The sequence below is a fragment of the Armatimonadota bacterium genome (assembly GCA_031081585.1).
In the GTDB taxonomy this organism is placed as follows: Bacteria; Sysuimicrobiota; Sysuimicrobiia; order Sysuimicrobiales; family Humicultoraceae; genus Geohabitans; species Geohabitans tengchongensis.
In genome coordinates this window covers 1-21190 of record JAVHLY010000006.1, presented here as the reverse complement: position 1 = coordinate 21190, position 21190 = coordinate 1, and the positions used below count along the sequence as shown (strand labels likewise).

The following is a 21190-nucleotide window of genomic DNA, read 5'->3' as shown; positions in this document are numbered from 1 at the left end:
GCATAGCCATGGCACGCCTGCTGATCCGCGACGCCGACGTGGTCCTCACCGTCGATCCCCAGGACCGCGTCCTCACCGCGCACTCCATCGTGGTGGAGGACGGCCGGATCGCCGCCCTGGGCCCCACGGAGGAGATCGACCGTCGCTACGGCGAGACGCCGTTCGACGAGGTGATCCCCGGGCGCGGGCGCCTGGTGATGCCCGGACTGGTCGACGCCCACCTCCACTTCTCCGAGCAGCTGGTCCGGGGCGTCTTCGTCGACACCCTGTCGACCCGCCCGTGGGTTTTCAACTGGGCCAAGCCGGTCTACGCGGCCATGCGGGCCGAGGACGAGTACGTCGCCACCCTGCTGGCCGGCATCGAGATGATCAAGACCGGAACCACCTGCGCCCTGGACATGGGGGCACAGAGCGACGTGGGGGCCGTCGTACGGGCCCTGGAGCGGGTGGGCGTGCGGGCGGTGACCGGGCGCCACGCCGCCGACCGCCTGCCTGAGCGGCTGCCGCCCCACTGGACTCCCGAGATGGTCGAGCGCCACTTCTTCCCCAGTGCCGAGGCCGCGCTGGGCGAGCTGGAGCGCTGCGTGCGGCAGTACCACGGAAGCGGCGGGGGGCGCATCCGGGTGTGGGTGAACATCGAGGGGAAGGAGCCCTGCTCCCCGGAGCTCCATGCGGGAGCACCGGCGCTGGCTCGACGCCTCGGCGTGGGGACGACCTACCACATCGCGTCGTCCATCGAGGAGGCGCAGGCCAGCGAGCGCCGGACCGGGAAGTGGCCGGTCACGCTGCTGCACGAGTGGGGCGCCCTGCAGGACAACCTGGTTCTGGCCCACGTGGTGGCCGTGCGGAGCGAGGAGATCGCCTACCTGGCCGAGGCCGGCACCAAGGTGGCCTTCTGTCCGGGCACCGCGCTCAAGCTGGCCAAGGGCGCCACCCGCATCGGGAAGTACCCGGAGATGCTCCAGGCCGGGATCACCGTGGCCCTGGGCTGCGATGGTCCCTCGGCGGCGGGCTCGCTGGACATGATGCGCCAGATGTACCTGGCGGCCGGCCTCTTCAAGGACGCCCGGATGGATCCCACGCTCATCGGCGCGCGGCAGGCGCTACGCATGGCCACCATCGACGGAGCCCGCGCCCTGCTGTGGGATGATGAGATCGGCTCCGTGGAGGTGGGCAAGCGGGCCGACCTGGTGCTCTTCACCCTCGAAGCGTGCGACTGGGTCCCCTACGGCGACCCCATCCAGACCCTGGTCTATTCGGCCAGCGTGAGCTCCGTCCACACCGTGATCATCGACGGCCGGGTGGTCATGCGCGACCGCCGGGTCCTCACGGTGGACGAGCACGAGGTCTACGCCCTGGCGCGGGAGCACGCCCGTCGGGTGGTGGAACGCGCCGGCATCCGCCCGGGGGTCACCCCCACGGTTAGCACGGCCTATGACTGACCGGGGCGCGCTGGCTACCGGCCGGCCGGGAGGCGGGGAGGCGGAGGGGATGGGCGATGCCTGAGGAGATCCGCCGGCGCCAGCGCGAGGCCATGGCGCGCCTGGGGCTGGCGGCCATGGTGATCGTGGCCCCCGAAAACGTCTGCTGGACCACCGGCGCCCTGATCCCCTCCCAGCGGACGGTCCGCCACCGTCACGCCATCGCCCTGGTGCCCGGCGAAGGCGAGGCGGAGCTGTTCGTCGTGGACGTCGAGGAGGGCTTCGCCCGGGCCCACGCGGACGTGGCCCGGGTGACCGCCTACAACGAGTTCACCCAGCGGCCGGTGCTGGTGCTGGCGGAGGCGATTCGGGCCCGGGGCCTGCGCGGGGCGGTGGGCGTCGAGGCAGCCTACCTGAACTACGCCGACTACCGCCTCCTGGAGCAGGCGCTGGACGGCGTGGCCCACCTCGTCCCTGTCGACGAGGTGCTGGCCGCCCTGCGGATGGTCAAGACCCCCGAGGAGCTGGCCCGGTTGCGCCGTGCCGCGCAGGTGGCGGAGCAGGCGGCCCATGCCGGGCTGCAGACGTGGTGGCCGGGGATGACCGAGGCCGACCTGGGCCGGCGCATCGCCGACGCCTTCAGCGCGGCCGGTGGAGAGAACCTGACCATGCTCAGCGTGACCGCGGGCGAGCGTACCCCCATGCTCAACGGGCCGCCCACCCGCCGGGAGATTCGGCCGGGGGAGGTGGTGCGCATCGACGTCATCGGGACGGTCCAGCACTACGTGTGCGACGTGGCCCGGACGGCCGTGGTGGGCCCTCCGACCCCGGAGCAGGAGGCGCTCTGGGGGCGGCTGGTGGAGTGCCGCCACCTGGCCCTGGACCTGATCCGCCCGGGCGCCAGCACGCGCGCCATCTTCCGAGCGTACATCGAGAAGATGGACGCCTGGAGGCTGCCGACGCTGCACTTCCTGGGCCACGGCCTCGGCCTGACCCTGCACGAGGAGCCTTACCTCAACCGCTACGCCGACACGACCCTGGAGGAGGGAATGGTGCTGGCCATCGAGCCGCTGGTCACCCTCCCGGCCCTGGGCATGCAGCTGGAGGAGACCGTGATCGTGACCGCAACGGGGTGCGAGGTGGCGACCTGCCAGTACGACGTGGGCCGGCTGTGGCAGATGGTGCCGGGGGACCGGCCGTGAACGGGGACGCCGTGGTCGTGGGGGCGGTACCCGATCTGGACCTGCGCGGCCGCACCGTGGCCGTGCTGGGCGGGGACGGCCGCGAGGTGGAGATCGCCCGCCAGGCTGCGCGGGCCGGGGCCGTCGTCCGGACCTGCGGGCTGCCTGTCACCGGCGACGTGCCCGGAACTCCCGCCTCGACGGTGGCGGAAGCCGTACGGGACGCCGACGTGGTGATCTGCCCGGTCCCCCTGCCCGCGGCGGACGGGAGTCTCTTCGCCCCCCACGCCCCCGACCCGCTGGTGGTGAACACGGCCACCCTGCGGGGCGTGCGTCCCGGGGCCGTCCTCATCACCGGCCGTGCCAGCCCGCAGATGGCCGAGGCTGCGCAGGCGCTGCACCTGCGCCTCCGCGAGTACGAGCAGGAGGAGGACCTGATGTTGCTGCGCGCCCCCGCCATTGCCGAGGGGGCCATCCGGGTGGCCATCGAGCACACGGAAGTCACCCTGCACGGACACCCCTGCATGGTCGTGGGCTTCGGCAGGATCGGTCCCGTGCTGGCGGCTACGCTGCGCGGGCTCGGCGCACGCGTGACGGTGGCCGCCAGGAACCCCGCACAGCTGGCGCGGGCCTGGGCGATGGGGTGCGCCGCGGTTCCCCTGGAGGCGCTCGCCGAGCGTGCGCGCGACATGTGCGTGATCTTCAACACGGCCCCGGCGCGCCTCTTCACCCGCGAGGTGCTGACCCGCCTGGACCCGCAGTGCCTGTTGATCGACCTCAGCGGGCCGCCGGGGGCCGTCGACCTGGCTGCCGCCGGCGAGCTGGGGGTGCCAGTGGTGTGGGCGAGGGGCCTGGGCGGGCGTGCCCCCCGGACGGTGGGGTACAGCCAGTGGCTGGGCATCACGCGCATCCTGGCCACGGAGTGGCCGCCGTGAGCTCCGCAGCGGCCTACGACCTGATCCTGCGGGACGTCACCGTCCCCGGGTGGCCGATGCCCTGCGACATCGCCATGGTGGGGGAGCGGATCGCGGAGGTGGCGCCACGGCTGGAGGGCCGGGGGCGTGGGGAGTGGTCCGGCGCGCAGCGGTGGGTGCTGCCGGCGCTGGTCGAACCGCACCTGCACCTGGACAAGGCTTTCTCGCTGGACCTCACCGGGCCGGCTGCCGACCTGGCCGGCGCTGTCACCGCCACGGCGGCTCTGCGCCAGGTCAGGGACCGCCCGGGGTTGATGACCCGGGGCCGCCGATTGCTGGATACCGTCCAGGCTTGGGGCGTGGGGGCGTTACGCGCCCACGTGAATGTGGATCCGGCCGTCGGGCTGCTCGGCGTCGAGGCGGCGCTGGCGTTGCGCGAGGAGTACGGTGATCGGCTGCGTGTGCAGGTCGTCGCCTTTGCCTCGCGGCACGGGCTCCCGGAACGCCCCACCCGGGAATTGCTGGTCGAGGCCGCCCGCCTGGGATGCGACAGTCTCGGCGCCAGCATCGGCATCGACGACGATCCGGGGCCGGTCCTGAAGGTCCTCTTCGAGCTGGCGGAGGCTCGCGGGCTGGGGGTGGACCTCCATGTGGACGAACACACGGAGCCGCGCTGCCCTGGCCTGGCGGCGCTCATCCCGGCGACCCTGGCCCATGGCTATGCCGGTCGCGTCGTGGCCGGCCACTGCTCCGCCTTGGCCTGCGTCGACGCCACCGAGCGCGCCTCCCTGATCGAGGGTCTGGCGACAGCGCGGATCACCGTGGCGGTCCTGCCGCTGACCAACCTCTTCCTGCAGGGCCGGGGCGACCCCTCGGGCCCACGGGGCATCGCCCCGGTGCGCGAGCTGCTGGCCGCTGGCGTGCAGGTGGTCTGCGGTTCGGACAACGTGCAGGATGCGTTCTTGCCGTATGGGAACGGTGATCCGCTGCTGGCGGCCTTCGTCCTGGGCATTGCGGCGCAGCTCACCACAGAGGCCGAGCGCGCGGCACTGACGACGATGGTCACCACCGCCGCTGCCGAGGTGTTGGCCCTGGGCGACTACGGCGTGCGGCCGGGCGGGCGGGCCGATCTGGTGGTCCTGGACTGCCGGCCGCCCGACGGTCCGGTGGTCAGCTTGCCTCGCCGGGCGCTGGTGGTGCGGGGAGGTCGGGTGGCCCCCCTCTCCGTGGCGGACGGCGGCGTGGAGGAGGCACCGGTATGGACTACACCCTCGATGTAAACGATACGGCGCTGCTGGTCATCGACGCCCAGAACGCCTTCCTGCACCCCCAGGGCACCCTGGGGCTGAGCGGCGTGGACACCACACTGCTCTCGGCCATCCTCCCGCCGTTGCGGCGCCTCATCGAGGCCTGCAAGGCCCGGGCGATCCCCGACATCTGGACCGTGCAGCACCACCTGCCCGAGGACCGCACCCGCACCCTGCACCGCATCCAGCCCCATACCCAGAAGCGGGCCCGGATCGCCTGCCAGCCCGGCACGTGGGATGCGGAGATCGCCGACGAGCTCAAGCCGCTGTTGGACGGGCGCAGCCACGTCATCGAGAAGCACAAGTTCAGCGTCTTCTACGGGACGCGCCTCGAGGTGCTGCTGCGCATTCTCGGCCGGCGCACGCTCCTGGTCACCGGGACCACCACCAACGCCTGTATCGACACCTCCGTCCGCGAGGCGTACATGCGCGACTACGACCTCCTCATCGTCGCGGACTGCATCGGCGGCATCCGCCGCGACTGGCACGAGATGGCCCTGGCCGTCTGGGCGCACTACTGCGGTCTGGTGGTGACCTCCGACCAGGTCCTGGAGATGCTGGCCGCGTCCCCCGCGCCCGCACCGGGATCCTGAGGCGGGGGGACGGGTCCGGGAGGAGGCAGCGATGGCGCGAGTCGATCTGGTGGTCCGCGACTGCCACGTGGTGACCCCCGACCTGACCTTCCGGGGCTGGGTGGCCGTGCGGGGAGGGCGCATCGTGGCCATGGGCGACGAGGGGGACGGCCCTGCAGCTGAGGAGGTCCTGGAGGGGCGCGGGCAGGTGCTGCTGCCGGGCCGGGTGGAGCCCCACATCCACCTCGGGGTCCACTACCCCTTCGAGGTGGACGTGGAGCAGACCAGCGCCGCGGCCGTGGCGGGCGGCACGACGGTGATGATGCCCCACGCCCGCGCCAAGGCGTCGTACCTGGAAGTCTATCCGGCCTGGGAGCAGGTGGTGGCCGCGCGCTCTCACTGCGACGTCGTCTTCCACCTTCAGATCCAGAACCGCCGCCACATCGACGAGATTCCCCAGTACCGGGAGCGGTTCGGGGTCCTCTGTTACAAGCTGCACCTGGACTACCGTGTCCGGGCCGTGGCGGAGCTGGACATCGAACCCCTGGACGACGGTGACGCCTACCTGACCATGCGGCAGTGCGCGCAGATCGACGCCCTCTGCGCCCTCCACTGCGAAGACGTCGAGATCATCCGCTACACGCTGCCGGCCGTCCAGCGCACGGGCCGGCGGGACCTGCAGGCGTGGACCGACGCCCGACCGGCCTTCTGCGAGGTGGCGGACATCCACACGATGGCCTACCTCAGCGAGCTCACCGGCTGCCGCGCGGTCGTCCTGCACCTGGCGGCCGCCGAGGGCATCGAGGCGGCGCAGCGGTGGACCCAGCGCCCCTTGATCCTGGAGACGCTGGTGCAGTTCCTCACGGTCTTTCCGGAAGAGGCGGGACCGCGGATCGGCGCCATCGGCAAGATGAACCCGCCGTTGCGCGACCGCACCAACGGCGAGCGGCTGTGGGCGGGGGTGCGCTCCGGGGCCATCGCCACCGTCGGTACCGACCACATCTCGTGTGAGAAGCACGAGACCGACGACCTCTGGCAGGCCACCGCCGGCATGCCGGGGATCGAGGTGGCCTTGCCCCTGCTCCTCTCGGAGGGCGTGCACCGGGGGCGGATCACCCTGCAGGACCTGGTCCGGGTGGCCTGTCTCACCCCCGCCCGCCTCTACCACATCGACGACCGCAAGGGGGCCATCGCCGTCGGCAAGGACGCCGACCTGGTGCTGGTCGACATGGACCGGGAGCGGGTGGTGAGCCCGCAGACCACGGTCTCGCGGTTCAAAACCGCGGCCAATGGCATGCGCCTGCGCGGCTGGCCGACGACGACCATCAAGGGGGGGCGCGTGGTCTTCCGCGACGGGGAGGTCATCGGACCGCCGGCGGGTCGGGTCCTGCGGTCGTACTGAGCCGCGGCCCACGGCGGAAGAGGTCGGAGCCGCCGCGCCGTCCCGGCGTGCGGGGGTAGGGGCGCGGGAGGAGGAAGGGACCCGCCCGGGTGTCGAAGAGGTATTTGTTCGGGAAGAAGTGAAACAGAGTTGCGCTCAATAAAACAGACCACCCAGGAGGGGTGCGCACGCGGACGTTGGAGCGGGCGCTGGCGGTCATCGAGGCGCTGGTGGCCAGCGAGGGGCCGCTGGGGGTGTCCGAGCTGACCCGCGTCCTGCGCCTGGACAAGGCCACGGTCTTCCGTATCCTGGCGGCCTGGAGCCGGCGGGGCTACGTGCGCCAGGACCCGCAGACTCGCCGGTACGACCTGGACGCCGGCCTGCTGACCCTGTCGGCGCGGGTGCTCTCCCGCATGGACCTCCCCCAGCGCGCGCGGCCGTACCTGGCCGCGTTGGTGACGCGGACCGGGCAGAGCGCCCACCTGGCGGTGCTGGCGCCAGAGAACCCGCTGTGGACCGTCTACGTCGGCCAGGAGAAGGGGCCCTCCCGCGTCCAGGTGGACATCGGCATCGGTCACGTCGCCCCCGCGCACTGCACCGCCGTGGGCAAGGCCCTGCTGGCGGGTCTGCCGCCGGACAGGCTGCGCGCCGTGCTGGCCGACGCCCGACTGACCAAGTTCACACCCAAGACCCGCGTGACGCTGCCGTCGCTGGAGCGGCACCTGGCGGTCGTTCGCCGCCAGGGCTACGCCGTGGACGACGAGGAGTTCCACCGCAACATCCGCTGCATCGCCGCGCCGGTCCGGGGCAGGGGTGGCGAGGTCGTGGCCTCCATCGGGATCTCGGGGATCGCGGCCGACATCCCGTCCGGGCGGATCCCGCCGCTGGCCCGGGTGGTGGTGGAAACGGCGGCGCGCCTCTCTGAGGAGCTGGGTCACCCGGCCGGCCGGACGGGTGGGCGGCGCCACCTGACGGCGGACCGGTGGCGGACAGGGAGCGGTCGGGGGGCCGGCCGCCGGCGCCCGGTCGGAGGGCGTCGGTGACGCTGGCGGGGCGGGTCGCCCTGGTGACGGGAGCCGGTCGGGGGATCGGCCGGGGGATCGCGCTGCGGCTGGCGCGGGACGGGGGGGCCGTGGTCGTGGCGGATATCGAGGAAGACAGCGCCGCGGGCGTGGCCGCGGAGATCACCCGCGCCGGCGGGCGGGCCATCGCGACCCGGCTCGATGTGCGCGACGAGGCGAGCATCGCCCGGGCCTGCCGCGACGCCCGGGAGGCGCTGGGGCCCATCGACATCCTGGTCAATAACGCCGGAGTCTACCGCCGCACGCCCCTGCTGGGCTTCCCCCTGGAGGACTGGCACCAGAGCCTGGCGGTCAACCTCACGGGTCCGCTGCTGTGCGCACGCGCGGTGGTCCCGGATATGCTCGCCCGCGGGCAGGGCACCATCGTCAACATGGCCTCCATCTCCAGCAAGACGGCCTTCGGCCAAGACGTGGCCTACGTGGCGTCCAAGACCGGGCTCCTGGGCCTGACCCGGGCGTTGGCGGTCGAGCTGGCGCCGCATCGCATCACGGTGAACGCCGTCTGCCCGGGCAACATTCACACCCGCATGTTGGAAGAGGTGGACGCCGCGGTCACGGCGCGCGACGGGCGGGCGCCAGGGACGTTCCTGCGGGAGCGGCCGGGACAGATCCCGCTGGGGCGCCTGGGGACGCCCGAGGACGTGGCCGGCGTGGTGGCCTTCCTGTGCGGACCGGACGGGGCCTACATCACCGGCCACGCCATCCACGTGGACGGCGGGTTGGTGATGACCTGAGGGGGAGGGGGGAAGGGATCATGAGGTCGACACGCGGCATCGGGGTGGTGCTGGCCATGGCGCTGGCGCTGTTGCTCCCGGGGGTCTGGGGGGTGCGACCGACCGGGGGGGCGCCGGCAGGCGGCATCACCATCGAGTACTGGCACATCTTCTCCGAGACCTTCGGCGGCCCGGTCCTGCGCAGCGTCGTGAGCCGGTTCAACGAGTCCCAGGGCAGCGTGCGCGTCGTCGAGCGCCTGCAGCCGGGCGGCTACATCGGCCTGCTGCAGAGCCTCCAGGCTGCCATCGCCGCCCGGACCCCTCCGGCCGTGGCCGTGATCGGCTACAACTTCACGGAGTTCGTCATCGACACCTTTCCACACAAGCCCGCCCAGGAGTTCCCGGGCTGGAAGGAGCTGCTGGCCGGGTTCGCGCCCCGGGTGGTGGCCTTCGGGCAGAAGCACGGGCGGCAGCACGGCATCCCCTACAGCCTGAGCGTCCCCGTCATGTTCTACAACGCGGACCTCTTCCGGGCCGCCGGCCTGGACCCTGACCGCCCCCCGGCGACGTGGGAAGAGGTGCTCCAGGCGGCTCTGGCCATTCGGGCCAGGACGGGCAAGTTCGGGGTCTTCCTGTGGAACCGGGACACGTTCGTCATCCAGTCGCTGGTGGAGTCCGCCGGGGGCGCGTTCATGAGCCTCGACAACCGCCGGGTGACGGTGAACGCCCCGGCCAACCGCGAGGCGCTCCAGTTCTACAGCGACCTGGTCAACGTCCACCGGGTCACGCCGCTGGCCACCTCCGACGAAGCGCAGGCGAGCTTCCTGCGCGGAGAGATCGCCATGCACGTGGCCTCCATCGCCAACCTGGAGAACTTCCAGCGCAGCGCGCGCTTCACGCTCCGGACGGCGGCCTTCCCCACCTTCGGGACGCGCCCGCGCCGCGTCGTCGCCGGCGGCAACAACCTCTTCGTCTTCGCCCTCGACCCGCGGCAGCAGGAGGCCGCGTGGAAGCTGATCCGCTACCTGGTCTCCGCGGACGGGTTGAGCCGGTGGACCACCGGGCTGGGGTACCTCTCCCCGCTGCGGCGCATGGTGGAGGCGCAGAAGGTGCGCCCCCTCAACCCGCTGGCCCGGCCGGCTCTGGAGACGCTGGACGCCGTGGTGCGGTGGACCAACTTCCCCGGCAGCCAGGGGCCCCAGGCCGAGCGCGCCATCCTCGACGCGGTGACGGCCATCCTGAGCGGCCGCACGCCCGTCGCCCAGGCCCTGGACGAGGCGCAGGCGCGCATCACCGACCTGGTCGGGCGCTGAGCCCATGCCCAGCGGGCCCGGCCTGGCCGTGTCGCAGTTTGCCGTCCTCACCGAGCCGATCGGGGCGGGGCTGCAGGCGCTGGCACGGACCGGCATCCCGGCGCTCGAGATCTTCATGGAAGGCCCCCAGTGGTGGGCTGCCGACGCCTTCGAGGAGGTGCGGCGGGCGCGGTCCGCCTTCGCCGGCCCCGTCTCCCTCCACCCGCCCGCCTGGGACGTGAACATCGCCAGCTACACCGCGCCCGTCCGCGAGGCCGCGCTGGGCGTCTACCGCCAGGCCCTGGAGTGGGCGCACCGGCTGGAGGCCGCCTACGTCGTGGTGCACGTCGGCTGGCGGGGCGACCCCAGCCTGCCGCGGCCTGCCTGCCTGCGACGGGCGGAGGAGGCCATCGGGATCCTGGCCCCGCTGGCCCGCGAGGCCGGCGTGGTGCTGGCGGTGGAGAACGTGGGCTGGCACGGGCAGGAGGTCTGCGACCAGGAGGAGTTCACAGCCCTGGCTGCCCGGCTGCCTGACACGGCGGGGGTCCTCCTGGACGTGGGCCACGCCTACCTGGCGGGGTGGGACCTCCCCGAGGCCTTCCGCACCCTTGCGTCCCGCCTCGTGGCCGTGCACCTGCACGACAACGACGGCGTCGCCGACCGGCACCTGCCCATCGGCGACGGGACCATCGGGTGGGCCGCGCTCCACCCGGTGCTGCACGCGCTGCCGGCGCGCTGTCAGTGCGTCCTCGAGTACGCGCCCGGCACGGCCCTGGACCGGCTGCGGGAGGGCGCGGCACTGCTGGCCCGGTGGCTGGCCCGGTGACGCGCGCCCAGGCCGCCGGGTGGGCTCTGCGCCGACCCCGCAGCTGGGAGGCCACGGGGAGGGGCCCCCTGGGCTACCTGTACGCAATTCCGGCGCTGGTGGTGCTGCTGGTGTTCACCTACTGGCCGGTCCTCCGGACCGTTGAGCTCAGCCTCTTCCGCTGGAACCTCATCGCGCCCACACGCACCTACCTGGGGCTGGAGAACTACCGGGACCTGGCGCGCTCCGCGGAGTTCTGGGGCGCCGTCTGGACCACCCTCAAGTACTTCGGTGCCGTGCTCCCTCTGGCCGCCGGCGTCCCCCTGGCCGTGGCGGTGTGCCTGCTGGCGCTCTCCCGCCGGCTGCAGCCGGTCCTCAAGCTGGCCCTGTTCTCGCCGTCCGTGGTCTCCTTCGCGGTGGGCAGCATGGTCTGGCTGTGGATCCTCAATCCCATCCACGGGGTGGCCAACCGGGCCCTGGCGCTGGCGGGGTTGCCCGGGCGCTCCTGGCTCAGCGACCCGGACTGGGCCCTCTGGGCCATCGTGGTGCTCATGGCCTGGAAGAGCTTCGGGTACAACTTGGTGATCTACCTGGCCGGGCTGGCCGCGATCCCCGCCGAGTACCTGGACGCCGCGGCTGCGGACGGCGCCTCGGCCTGGCAGACCTTCCGCCACGTGGTCTGGCCCCTCCTCTCGCCGACGACGCTGTTCGTCGGTCTCAGCACGCTCATCGCCACGGCCCAGCACACCTTCACGCCCATCCAGATCCTCACCGCCGGCGGCCCCAATCGTAGCACGACCAACCTGGTCTACCTGATCTACGACTACGGGTTCCAGTTCTTCCAGACCGGACTGGCCTCGGCGGTGGCGGTGGTGATGTTCGTCGCCTTCCTGGGGGCGACGTGGGCGCAGTTCCGGCTGCTGGAGCGGTTCGTCCACTATGAGGGTTAACCGCCCCCTGGCCTTCACCGTGGTGCTGGCCGCGGCGGCGCTGCAGGTGTTTCCCCTCCTGTGGATGGTGACCACGGCGTTCAAGACCGAGCGGGAGGTCTTCGGTTCGTTGAGCCTGTGGCCGACCGCCCCCACCCTGGAGAACTTCCGCTACGTCTGGACCCGGGTGCCCATGCTGCGCTACGTCGTCAACAGCCTAGCGGTGGCGGCCGTGGTGGTGGCGGGGCAGCTGCTCTCCAGCATCCTGGCGGCCTACGCCTTCGCCCGCCTCCGCCCGCCCGGGCGGGAGGCGATCTTCCTGCTGACCGTGGGCACCATGCTGGTGCCGTTTCAGATCACGATGATCCCCAACTTCCTGCTGGTTTCCCGCCTGGGCTGGATCGACACCATCCCGGGGCTGGCGGTGCCCCACCTGGCCAGCGCCTTTGGCATCTTCCTCCTGCGCCAGCACTTCCTGGCCTTCCCCGCCTCCCTGGAGGAGGCGGCGGCGCTGGAGGGGGCTTCCCGCTGGCAGATCCTCTGGCGGGTAGTGGTGCCGGTCAACCGCGGGGCGCTGGGGGCGCTGGCCATCCTCTTCTTCATCCAGAACTGGAACGAGTACTTCTGGCCGCTGCTGGTCGCCCGCGACCGGGCCACCACCCTGCCCCTGGGGCTGGCCCGGTTCGTCAGCGCCGAGGGGGGCACCCTCTTCGGCCCTCTGATGGCGGCGGCCACCATGGCCACGGTGCCAGCCATGGCCCTGTTCCTGGCGGCCCAGCGCGAGATCGTCGGCACGTACACCATGTCGGGGCTGAAGGGATGAGCCGCCCGCCCGGGTCCGTGGTCGGCACGTCGGCGTCCATCGAGTTCCTGTTCGCGGAGCTCCCGCTGGTGGACCGGGTGGCGGCGGCGGCCCAGGCGGGGTTCCAGGGCGTGGAGTTCTGGGACTGGCGCACCAAGGAGATGGACCGGCTGGCGGACGCCGCGGCGCACGCCGGCGTGGTCATTACCGGTTTCTTCGGCAACCGCCGCTACTCCCTCATTGACCGCACCCAGCACGCCCCGAACCTGGACGGCCTGGCCGAGTCCCTGGCCTGCGCCCGGCGTGTCGGGTGTCCGGCCGTCCACGCCTTCGTCCAGGAGATCCGCCAGGACGGGACGGTGGTGCCCCCGACCCGGCCGCTCGCCGAGGCGGAGGCCTTCGAGAACGCGGTGGAGGGGTTGAGGCAGGCCGCCGCGCTGGCCCAGGCCCACGGGGTCGTGCTGTTGCTGGAGGCCATCAACCCCGTCTCGGTCCCCGGGTACTTCCTGGACACGGCGGAGAAATGCCTGCGCCTCGTGGAGGCCGTCGACCACCCCTCCCTGGCGATGACCTACGACTACTTCCACCAGCAGCAGGCGGGAGGCAACCTCATGGCGACGCTGGAGCGGTGTCACCACCGGGTGGCCGCCGTGCACGTGGCCGACGTCCCCGGACGTCACGAGCCGGGGACCGGGGAGATCAACTTTGTGAACCTCAACCGGCATCTCCACCAGCTGGGCTTCGACGGGACCCTGGTGTTCGAGGTGAAACCGCGGGGCACGTCCGGGGAGGCTGTGCGGGCCATCCACGCGATCTTTGCCGACCGGTTTCCCCGCCGGGAGGGCGGGTGAGCCATGCGCGCCTCCATGGTTTACACCCCCGACTTCCTCCGACGGCTGTACGCGGACATGCTGCTCATCCGCCGGTTCGAGGAGCGGGCGGCCCAACTGCGCCTGGCCGGCCACATCCCTGGCTTCCTCCACCCCTCCATCGGACAGGAGGCGGTGGCGGTGGGCGCCTGCGCCGCCCTCGAGCCCCAGGACTACATCACCAGCACCCACCGGGGGCACGGCCACATCCTGGCGCGCGGCGCCGATCCCGGACGCATGTACGCGGAGCTCTTTGCCCGCCGCGAAGGCTACAACCGGGGGAAGGGCGGGTCCCTGCACATCGCCAGCGCGGCCTTGGGCATCATGGGCGCCAACGGCATCGTGGGCGGCGGCATCCCCATCGCGGTGGGCCTGGCGCTCGCCCTGACGGTGCGCGCCCGTCTGGCCGGGACCGGGGCCCCCACAGCCGGCGTGGCCGTGGCTTTCTTCGGCGACGGGGCCTCCAACCAAGGGGTGTTTCACGAGTCGTTGAACCTGGCCGCCCTGTGGCGGTTGCCGGTCGTCTTCATCTGCGAGAACAACCTCTACGGCGAGTTCACCCCCCAGCACAGGCACCAGCCGATCCGGGACATCGCCGGGCGGGCGGTGGCCTACGCCATGCCGGGGGTGGTCGCCGACGGCAACGACGTCCTCGATGTCTTCCGTGTCGTGGGCAAGGCCGTGACCGACGCGCGCCAGGGGCGGGGGCCGACGCTGGTCGAGTGCAAGACCTACCGCCTGCGCGGGCACTACGAAGGCGACATGGGACACTACCGTCCGCCGGACGAGGTGGCCGCCTGGCAGGCCCGGGATCCCGTGGTCACCTTCCGGGAGCGCTTGCTGGCCGAGGCGGGGTTCACCACGGCCGACCTGGAGGAGGTCGAGCGCGCGGTGGAGGCGCGGCTGGAGGCCGGCGTCCGCTTCGCGTTGCAGGCGCCGCGCCCCGCGGCCGACGAAGCCCTGGAGGACGTCTACGTCGAGACCCACGACGGGAGCGCACTCGCATGACCCCCCGCCGGCCTGAGCCGCAGGCGGCCGACCGTCAGCTCAGCTACGCCGCGGCCATCCGGGAGGCGCTGGAGGAGGAGCTGGCGCGCGACCCGGCGCTCCTCCTCCTGGGCGAGGACATCGGCGAGCCCGGCGGCGTCTTCGGGGTCACCCAGGGGTTGTGGCAGCGCTTTGGTCCCCACCGCGTCCTCGACACGCCGATCTCCGAGGCGGCGATCGTCGGCACGGCCCTGGGGGCGGCGCTGGCCGGCATCCCCGTCGTGGTGGAGATCATGTTCGGCGACTTTGCCACCCTGGCCATGGACCAGATCGTCAACCAGGCGGCCAAGCTGCGCTACATGACGGGCGGGCAGGTGAACGTCCCCCTGGTCATCCGCATGGTCACGGGAACGGCCGGCGCGACGGCCGCCCAGCACTCGCAGAGCCTGGAGGCGTGGTTCACCCACACGCCCGGCTTGAAGGTGGTCACCGCCGCGACCCCGTACGACGCCAAAGGGCTGCTCAAGGCCGCCATCCGGGACCCGGACCCGGTCCTCTTCTTCGAGCACAAACTGCTCTACACGAGCCGGGGCGCCGTGCCGGCGTCAGACTACACCGTGTCCCTGGGCAGCGGGCGGGTGGTGCGGGAGGGAACGGACGTCACCGTGCTGGCTTACCTGGCCATGGTCCCCCGCGCCCTGGCCGCCGCCGAGGCGGTGGCGGCCGAGGGCATCTCCGTCGAGGTGTGGGACCCGCGCTCGCTGGTACCCTTCGACCGCGCCGGCCTCCGTCGCTCCCTGGCCCGCACGGGACGCCTGGTCATCGTCCACGAGGCGCCCCGGCGTGCCGGCTTTGGGGCGGAGGTGGCCGCCCTGGTGGCGGAGGAGTGCTTCGACCTCCTGCGCGCGCCCATCGTCCGGGTCGCCGGGCTCAACGCGCCCGTCCCCTATGCGCCGGAACTCGAAGACGCCGTCCTCCCCGGCGAGGCGCGCATCGTCCAAGGGATCCGGGCGGTCATGGCGGCCGGGCGGCCGTAGCGTGCCGGACATGGTCGAGACGGTGCGCATGCCGAAGTGGGGGCTGACCATGGCGGAGGGGCGCATCGTCGAGTGGATGGTGGACGAGGACGAGCCCGTGACCGAAGGCGACGTCCTCTGCATTGTGGAAACCGAGAAGACGAATGTGGAGCTGCCCGCGCCCTGTGCCGGCGTGGTGGCCCGCATCCTGGTCCGCGAAGGCCACACGGTGACGGTGGGGACGCCCATCGCCGTCATCGCCTCGACCCCGGAAGAGGCAATGCGGGTGCGGAGCGGGGAGCGGTGATCGCGCCCACGGGCCCCGGTCGGCCCTTTGCCCTGCTCTTCGAGCGGGACCAGGAAGGCGATCTCCCCCTGCCGGAGCCCTTTCGGGCCATCTATGGTGGAGACTGGCGGCTGCCCCGTGGGGAGCGCCGTCCCTACACCTTCGTCAACTTCGCCACCTCGCACGACGGGCGGATCTCCTTCAACGTGCCGGGGCACAGGGGGGCGGCCGACGTCAGCGAGCGCAACCCGCACGACCGCTGGCTCATGGGCCTCCTGCGGGCGCGGGCGGACGCGGTGATGGTCGGGGACGGCACCCTGCGGGCCTCCCCCTCCCACGTGTGGACCGCGGAACACATCTTTCCTGCCGACGCGGCCGCCTTCGCCGCCCTCCGACGCGCCGAGGGGCGGGAGCGGGTCCCTCTGCTGGTCATCCTCTCCCAGACGGGTGAGCTGCCCGGCCGGGCCCGGGTGTTCCGCACGGGGCAGCGCGTCCTCGTGGCCACCACCACCAGGGGGGTGAAGGCTGCCCGCGCCGTAGCCAGGCGAGGGGGGGTGGAGGTCTTGGCATTCGGGACGGCCACCGTGCAGGTCCGCCGGCTGCTGGCCATGCTGGTCCGGCGGTTCGCCGTGCGCACGCTGTTGTGCGAGGGGGGCGCGCGGACCTACGGCACCCTGCTGCGGGCCGGCTGCGTCGACGACGAGTTCCTGACGATCTGTCCTCTCATCATCGGCGATGGGTCCCGCCGCCGTCCCCGTCCGAGCCTGGTGGAGGGCGCCGGCTTCCTGCCGGGTGTGGCGCCCCACCTCTCCCTCCACAGCGTCCGGCGCGCCGGCGACTACCTCTTCCTCCGCTCCCGGGTCGCCAGGGCGGGGCGGCGGCGGGCAGCGGGCGAGGGCGGAGCATGAGGATTGCGGAGCTCGAGGTGATGCTGGTCGGCCTGCCGACCCGCCGGGTGCACCGGTGGGCGGGCCTGCAGGGACCCATCGGCCGCTACGTCGTCGTGCGGGTACGTGGCGAGGACGGCCTGGAGGGGTGGGGAGAGACGCCCTGCCTGCCAGACTGGGGCGGCGCCTACGGCACCCACTACGGCGAGACGCCGCAGACGGTGCGCCACGTGCTGCAGGACCTCCTCCTGCCCGCCCTCCGGGAGGAGGACGTTTTCGACCTGCCCCGGGTCCATCAGGTCATGGACCGCGTCATCAAGGGCCACCCCTACGCCAAGGCCGCCCTGGACATCGCCCTGCACGATCTGAAGGGGAGGGCCCTGGGCGTCCCGGTCTACGAGCTCCTGGGCGGGAAGGTGCGGGAGTGGATCCCCGTGGGGCACAGCATCGGCCTGATGGACGTGGAGGCGGCCGTGGAGGAGGCGCGGCAGGTCGTCGGGGAGGGGATCGCGCACATCAAGGTCAAAGGCGGCCCCGATCCGGCACGGGACATCCGCACCGTGGAGGCGGTGCGGGAAGCCGTGGGACCGGACGTGGAGATCCGGCTCGACGCCAACCAGGCCTACACCGTCCCCGTGGCCATCCGGACCCTCCGGGTCCTGGAGCGGTGGGGGCTGGCCCTGGCCGAGCAGCCGACGGAAGGGATCGACGAACTGGCGGCCGTCGCCCGCGCGGTCAGTGTCCCCATCATGGCCGACGAGAGCGCCTGGACGCCGCGCGACGTCCTCCACCTGCGGGAGGCCGGTGCGGCGCGGTACGTCTCGCTCTACGTGACCAAACCGGGCGGCCTGTACCGGGCGCGCCAGATGGCCGCCGTCCTGGAGGCAGCGGGGATGGAGGCCGACGTGGGCGGCTCGGCGGAGTTTGGCATCGGCAACGCGGCCAATCTGCACCTGGGGGCAGCGTCGGCGGCCGTCACGGTGCCGGCCATCATCCCGATCACCACGGTGGCCGGCCGGGAGCAGACCCGGGTGGCCGGTCGGATCTACACCGATGACCTCCTCGCCGCGCCCTTCGAATACCGTGCCGGCGCCCTGCGCGTGCCCTCAGGGCCGGGGCTGGGGATTACGGTGGACCCGGACAAGCTGGGCCGTTACCGCCTGGCCTGGAGCTAGCCGCCGTGGAGCGGATCGACGTGGCGGTGCTGGGGGCGGGCAACGGCGGCGTGGCCGCAGCGGCGGACCTGGGGCTGCGCGGCTTCCGCGTGGCGCTGTGCAACCGGAGTCCCGAGCGGCTCCTGCCCTTCCAGCGCCTGGGCGGTGTGGAGGTCACAGGAGCGCCGGGCGAGGCCACCGTACCCGTGGGGCGCATCACCACCGAGGTGGCCGAGGCGGTACGCGGGGCGGAGGTCGTCATGCTCACCGTGCCCGCACCGGGTCAGAGCTTCTACGTCGACCAGCTGGCGCACTGCCTGGAGCCCGGCCAGCTGGTGGTCCTCAACGCCAGCAACACCGGCAGCGCCCTGCACGTCGCCCGGCGGCTCGCCGACCGCGGTGCTCCTCCGGTGCCCGTCGTCGAGTTCAACACGCTAACCTACATCTGCCGCATGGTCTCGCCGACCAGGGTGAACATCACCGGGCCCGCCCGCACCGTCGCCGCCGGCGTCCTGCCCGCGCGCCTCAGGGAGGATGCCTGCCGGCGGCTGGCGCGCTACTACCCGCAGCTCCAGCCCGTCCCCACGGTGCTGGTCACCTCGCTGTCCAACTTCAACGCGGTCCTCCACCCGGCGGGCATGGTGCTGAACACCGGGTGGGTCGAGCACACCGCCGGGCAGTTCTACTACTACTACGAGGGGACCACCCCGGGGGTGGCCCGGGCCATCGAGGCCCTGGACCGGGACCGCCAGGCGATCGCCCGGGCCTACGGTGTCGAGACGCCTTCCTTCCTGGAGTTCTTCTACCGGGCCGGCTTCACGTCGCGCCGCGCCTGGGAGGCCGGGTCGGTCTTCGAAGCGCTGCGCGACAGCGTCCCGAACAGGTACATCAAGGCCCCGCCCAACCTAGAGGGGCGGTACATCGAGGAGGACGTGGGCTACGGCCTGGTCCCCATGGCCGCCTTCGCGCAGGCCGCGGCCGTGTCGGTGCCCACGGTGGACGCGCTCATCCACCTGGCCTCCGTGGTCACCGGCGTGGACTACCGGGCCGTCGGGCTCCATGCGGGCCGTCTGGGCATCGCCGGGGCGACGCGGGCGGAGGTGGAACGACTGGCGGCAAACGGCCCCTGGGAGGGTTTTCCGCGGTGAGGCGGCGAGGTCGCGAATCGCCGTTCCCGCCATGGGGACCGGACCGGCCGCCCTGGAGGAGGCGCCGACGGCGACGCTGAGTGACGCTAAGCGACGCTGAGTGACGCTATGTGAAGAGCCTTCGAAGTCATGGACTCCTCGGCGTTCACTGGGGTGAAGGGGGGAGGGATGAGGCGCCGCATCAGCGAGGTGGCCCGGTTCACGAGGCAACCGGACGCTGTGGCCGCGTTCTACGCCGCCCTGCTGGAGCACCCGATCCCGGCCTCGGGTCAGGGTGCCTACCACTTCTCGGTGGACGGAGTCACGCTGCTCGTCCACCCGGTCGGCGATGGGCCCCCCGCCCCCGGCTGGCCTGCGGACGTGGACCACATCGCCCTCGAGGTGGACGACCTGGAGGCGGAGTGCGAGCGCCTGCGGACCGCCGGCTACGCGGTCCTGGGACCAGCGCGGTTTCCCTGGGGGCGCTCGGCCTACCTCTACGACCCCGACGGCCGCATGGTCGAGCTGCACGCCCCCATCGAACCCCCATCGAAGCCGGCTGACGCCTAGGGGGGCGCGGAGGGGGCGCCCAGCGGGAAGCCGGGCGGGCCGCGGCGAATGGCCCCTGCTGGGTTCCTCAGGGAGTCACCGCACGGAGCTGTCGTGCGACCGGGAGGGATGGTGTCATGCCCCAGACCAAGTTCGTCCTGGACGAGCGCGACCTGCCGAAGGCCTGGTACAACGTCCTGGCCGACCTGCCCGTCCCGCTGCCGCCCGTTCTCCACCCGGGGACGAAGCAGCCCATCGGTCCCGACGACCTGGCTCCCATCTTCCCCACGGAGATCATCCTCCAGGAGGTCTCCACCGAGCGGGAGATCCCCATCCCCGAACCGGTGCGCGACGTCTACCGCCTGTGGCGCCCCACGCCGCTCCACCGCGCCTACCGGCTGGAGCAGGCCCTCCAGACGCCCGCGCACATCTACTACAAGTACGAAGGCGTGAGCCCGGCCGGCAGCCACAAGCCCAACACCGCCGTGGCCCAGGCCTTCTACAATAGACAGGCGGGGACCCGACGCCTGACCACGGAGACGGGGGCCGGGCAGTGGGGCTCGGCGCTGGCCCTGGCCTGCCGGCTCTTCGACCTGGCGTGCACCGTGTATATGGTGCGGGTCTCGTACGAGCAGAAGCCCTACCGCCGCGTGATGATGGAGACCTGGGGCGCCGAGGTGGTGCCGAGCCCCAGCCAGCGGACGCGGGCGGGGCGGGACGTCCTGGAGCGCCAGTCCGACTCGCCGGGCAGCCTCGGCATCGCCATCAGCGAGGCGGTGGAGGACGCCGCTACCCACGACGACACCAAGTACGCCATCGGCAGCGTGGCCAACCATGTCCTCCTCCACCAGACGGTGATCGGGCTGGAGGCCCGCCGGCAGATGGAGCTGGCCGGGGAAGGGCCGGATGTGGTCATCGGGTGCGTGGGCGGGGGGAGTAACTTCTCCGGCCTGGCCTACCCTTTCCTGCCCGACCGTTTCAAGGGGGCGAAGACGCGCTTCGTGGCGGTGGAGCCCGAGGCCTGTCCTTCCCTCACCCGCGGGCGCTACCTCTACGACTTTGGCGACACCGCCGCCACCACTCCGCTCTTCAAGATGTACACGCTCGGCCACACCTTCGTGCCGCCCGGGATCCACGCCGGCGGGCTGCGCTACCACGGCGACGCGCCGTCGCTGTGCCTGCTCTACGACCACGGGTACATCGAGGCGGCGGCGTACCCGCAGCGGGCCGTCTTCGAGGCGGCGGTGCAGTTCGCCCGGGCCGAGGGGATCGTGCCGGCACCGGAGTCGGCGCACGCCGTCCGCCGGGTCATCGACGAGGCGGTGGAGGCGCGCGAGCGCGGCGAGCGGCGGGTGATCCTCTTCAACCTGAGCGGGCACGGGCACTTCGACCTGCGCGCCTACGAGGAGTTCCTGGCCGGCCGGCTGGAGGACTTCGCCTACCCGCAGGAGGCGGTGGAGGCGGCGATGGCCGCCCTGGCGCCTCTGCAGCCCTGAGGTGCCCGGTCAGCCCAGGAGCCGTCGCACCGCCGCGACCAGGCGCTCGATGTCGGCCGGCTCGTTGTAGGCCTGCACCGACACCCGGAGCAGGCAGCGGTCGGTCCAGCGGAAGACCGGCACCTCGATCCCCTCCCCGCGCAGGTGCCGCTGCGCGGCCTCGGGGTCGGCCACGGGCAAGGGCACGCTGACCATCTGGGCGTACCAGCCCGCATCGTCGGGGCTGAGCGGAGGCAGGCCGGTGAGGGCGGTGATCTCGACGCGGGCCCGCCGGGCCAGGGCGTGACAGCGGTCGCGGACCTTCGGTCCCAGGTGTGTCTGGACGAACCGGATGGCCTCGGGGACGCTGAGCCAGGCGGCGATGTCGCGCGTGCCCTGCCACTCGTGCTCCGCCACCAGGCGTGAGGCCGCCCGTCCTAG

The 21190-nt window shown here is 72.4% G+C and carries 22 protein-coding genes; 21 read left to right on the top strand and 1 reads right to left on the bottom strand.

All coding sequences use genetic code 11. The features are described from left to right. Positions 1-8 precede the first annotated feature (8 nt). The 21 genes from RB146_03575 (at position 9) to RB146_03475 (ending at position 20770) form a co-directional block, all read left to right on the top strand. Positions 9-1442, top strand: coding sequence for an amidohydrolase (locus tag RB146_03575; GenBank protein MDQ7828061.1), 1434 nt, complete (start codon positions 9-11; stop codon positions 1440-1442). 56 nt (positions 1443-1498) lie between these two features. Next, entirely contained in the window at positions 1499-2623 is a 1125-nt protein-coding gene (locus RB146_03570) for a Xaa-Pro peptidase family protein (protein MDQ7828060.1), read from the top strand. Further along, positions 2620-3537: a dipicolinate synthase subunit DpsA gene (locus RB146_03565; GenBank protein ID MDQ7828059.1), complete on the top strand. Its 918-nt coding sequence runs from the start codon at positions 2620-2622 to the stop codon at positions 3535-3537. Before RB146_03570 ends, RB146_03565 begins: the two co-directional genes overlap by 4 nt. Continuing rightward, positions 3534-4796, top strand: a complete 1263-nt coding sequence (locus RB146_03560; protein MDQ7828058.1) for an amidohydrolase family protein — start codon at positions 3534-3536, stop codon at positions 4794-4796. Before RB146_03565 ends, RB146_03560 begins: the two co-directional genes overlap by 4 nt. Continuing rightward, on the top strand, positions 4775-5416 hold the full coding sequence (locus RB146_03555; protein ID MDQ7828057.1) for an isochorismatase family cysteine hydrolase: 642 nt from the start codon (positions 4775-4777) through the stop codon (positions 5414-5416). Before RB146_03560 ends, RB146_03555 begins: the two co-directional genes overlap by 22 nt. A gap of 31 nt (positions 5417-5447) precedes the next feature. After that, complete coding sequence (locus RB146_03550) at positions 5448-6797, top strand: dihydroorotase family protein (GenBank protein ID MDQ7828056.1); 1350 nt, start codon at positions 5448-5450, stop codon at positions 6795-6797. Positions 6798-6958: 161 nt separating this feature from the next. Then, a complete protein-coding gene (locus RB146_03545; protein MDQ7828055.1) occupies positions 6959-7819 on the top strand; it encodes an IclR family transcriptional regulator in 861 nt (286 codons plus the stop codon). Further along, the gene (locus RB146_03540) at positions 7816-8592 is read left to right on the top strand and encodes an SDR family NAD(P)-dependent oxidoreductase (protein ID MDQ7828054.1); all 777 of its coding nucleotides are present in this window, start codon (positions 7816-7818) and stop codon (positions 8590-8592) included. The genes RB146_03545 and RB146_03540 overlap by 4 nt, the downstream gene beginning before the upstream one ends. A gap of 20 nt (positions 8593-8612) precedes the next feature. After that, complete coding sequence (locus RB146_03535; GenBank protein MDQ7828053.1) at positions 8613-9884, top strand: ABC transporter substrate-binding protein; 1272 nt, start codon at positions 8613-8615, stop codon at positions 9882-9884. 4 nt (positions 9885-9888) lie between these two features. After that, entirely contained in the window at positions 9889-10689 is an 801-nt protein-coding gene (locus RB146_03530) for a sugar phosphate isomerase/epimerase family protein (protein ID MDQ7828052.1), read from the top strand. Next, the gene (locus RB146_03525; GenBank protein ID MDQ7828051.1) at positions 10686-11618 is read left to right on the top strand and encodes a sugar ABC transporter permease; all 933 of its coding nucleotides are present in this window, start codon (positions 10686-10688) and stop codon (positions 11616-11618) included. The genes RB146_03530 and RB146_03525 overlap by 4 nt, the downstream gene beginning before the upstream one ends. After that, positions 11608-12420, top strand: coding sequence for a carbohydrate ABC transporter permease (locus RB146_03520; protein ID MDQ7828050.1), 813 nt, complete (start codon positions 11608-11610; stop codon positions 12418-12420). The genes RB146_03525 and RB146_03520 overlap by 11 nt, the downstream gene beginning before the upstream one ends. Then, entirely contained in the window at positions 12417-13250 is an 834-nt protein-coding gene (locus RB146_03515) for a TIM barrel protein (protein MDQ7828049.1), read from the top strand. The genes RB146_03520 and RB146_03515 overlap by 4 nt, the downstream gene beginning before the upstream one ends. A 15-nt stretch (positions 13251-13265) precedes the next feature. Further along, positions 13266-14276: a thiamine pyrophosphate-dependent dehydrogenase E1 component subunit alpha gene (locus tag RB146_03510; GenBank protein ID MDQ7828048.1), complete on the top strand. Its 1011-nt coding sequence runs from the start codon at positions 13266-13268 to the stop codon at positions 14274-14276. Next, a complete protein-coding gene (locus RB146_03505) occupies positions 14273-15292 on the top strand; it encodes an alpha-ketoacid dehydrogenase subunit beta (protein MDQ7828047.1) in 1020 nt (339 codons plus the stop codon). The genes RB146_03510 and RB146_03505 overlap by 4 nt, the downstream gene beginning before the upstream one ends. A gap of 10 nt (positions 15293-15302) precedes the next feature. Further along, positions 15303-15578 carry a lipoyl domain-containing protein gene (locus tag RB146_03500; GenBank protein ID MDQ7828046.1) on the top strand — a complete coding sequence of 92 codons (276 nt, stop codon included), beginning with the start codon at positions 15303-15305 and terminating at the stop codon, positions 15576-15578. Next, positions 15575-16465, top strand: a complete 891-nt coding sequence (locus tag RB146_03495) for a RibD family protein (GenBank protein MDQ7828045.1) — start codon at positions 15575-15577, stop codon at positions 16463-16465. Before RB146_03500 ends, RB146_03495 begins: the two co-directional genes overlap by 4 nt. Further along, positions 16462-17619, top strand: coding sequence for an enolase C-terminal domain-like protein (locus RB146_03490; GenBank protein MDQ7828044.1), 1158 nt, complete (start codon positions 16462-16464; stop codon positions 17617-17619). The genes RB146_03495 and RB146_03490 overlap by 4 nt, the downstream gene beginning before the upstream one ends. A gap of 5 nt (positions 17620-17624) precedes the next feature. Then, positions 17625-18746 (top strand): NAD/NADP octopine/nopaline dehydrogenase family protein, encoded by a 1122-nt coding sequence (locus RB146_03485; protein ID MDQ7828043.1) that lies wholly within the window; start codon positions 17625-17627, stop codon positions 18744-18746. 168 nt (positions 18747-18914) lie between these two features. Continuing rightward, entirely contained in the window at positions 18915-19295 is a 381-nt protein-coding gene (locus tag RB146_03480) for a VOC family protein (protein ID MDQ7828042.1), read from the top strand. 116 nt (positions 19296-19411) lie between these two features. After that, positions 19412-20770, top strand: coding sequence for a TrpB-like pyridoxal phosphate-dependent enzyme (locus RB146_03475; GenBank protein MDQ7828041.1), 1359 nt, complete (start codon positions 19412-19414; stop codon positions 20768-20770). Positions 20771-20779: 9 nt separating this feature from the next. Here RB146_03475 and RB146_03470 read toward each other — a convergent pair. After that, positions 20780-21190 (bottom strand): aminotransferase class V-fold PLP-dependent enzyme (locus tag RB146_03470; protein ID MDQ7828040.1); only part of this gene is annotated, 411 nt, incomplete at its 5' end.

Coding starts and splice junctions, on each gene's coding strand:
- RB146_03515 (MDQ7828049.1), top strand. CDS start 12,417: ATGAGCCGCCCGCCCGGGTCCGTGGTCGGCACGTCGGCGTCCATCGAG.
- RB146_03555 (MDQ7828057.1), top strand. CDS start 4,775: ATGGACTACACCCTCGATGTAAACGATACGGCGCTGCTGGTCATCGAC.
- RB146_03490 (MDQ7828044.1), top strand. CDS start 16,462: ATGAGGATTGCGGAGCTCGAGGTGATGCTGGTCGGCCTGCCGACCCGC.
- RB146_03500 (MDQ7828046.1), top strand. CDS start 15,303: ATGGTCGAGACGGTGCGCATGCCGAAGTGGGGGCTGACCATGGCGGAG.
- RB146_03510 (MDQ7828048.1), top strand. CDS start 13,266: ATGGTTTACACCCCCGACTTCCTCCGACGGCTGTACGCGGACATGCTG.
- RB146_03530 (MDQ7828052.1), top strand. CDS start 9,889: ATGCCCAGCGGGCCCGGCCTGGCCGTGTCGCAGTTTGCCGTCCTCACC.
- RB146_03550 (MDQ7828056.1), top strand. CDS start 5,448: ATGGCGCGAGTCGATCTGGTGGTCCGCGACTGCCACGTGGTGACCCCC.
- RB146_03535 (MDQ7828053.1), top strand. CDS start 8,613: ATGAGGTCGACACGCGGCATCGGGGTGGTGCTGGCCATGGCGCTGGCG.
- RB146_03475 (MDQ7828041.1), top strand. CDS start 19,412: ATGCCCCAGACCAAGTTCGTCCTGGACGAGCGCGACCTGCCGAAGGCC.
- RB146_03520 (MDQ7828050.1), top strand. CDS start 11,608: ATGAGGGTTAACCGCCCCCTGGCCTTCACCGTGGTGCTGGCCGCGGCG.
- RB146_03575 (MDQ7828061.1), top strand. CDS start 9: ATGGCACGCCTGCTGATCCGCGACGCCGACGTGGTCCTCACCGTCGAT.
- RB146_03505 (MDQ7828047.1), top strand. CDS start 14,273: ATGACCCCCCGCCGGCCTGAGCCGCAGGCGGCCGACCGTCAGCTCAGC.
- RB146_03480 (MDQ7828042.1), top strand. CDS start 18,915: ATGAGGCGCCGCATCAGCGAGGTGGCCCGGTTCACGAGGCAACCGGAC.
- RB146_03570 (MDQ7828060.1), top strand. CDS start 1,499: ATGCCTGAGGAGATCCGCCGGCGCCAGCGCGAGGCCATGGCGCGCCTG.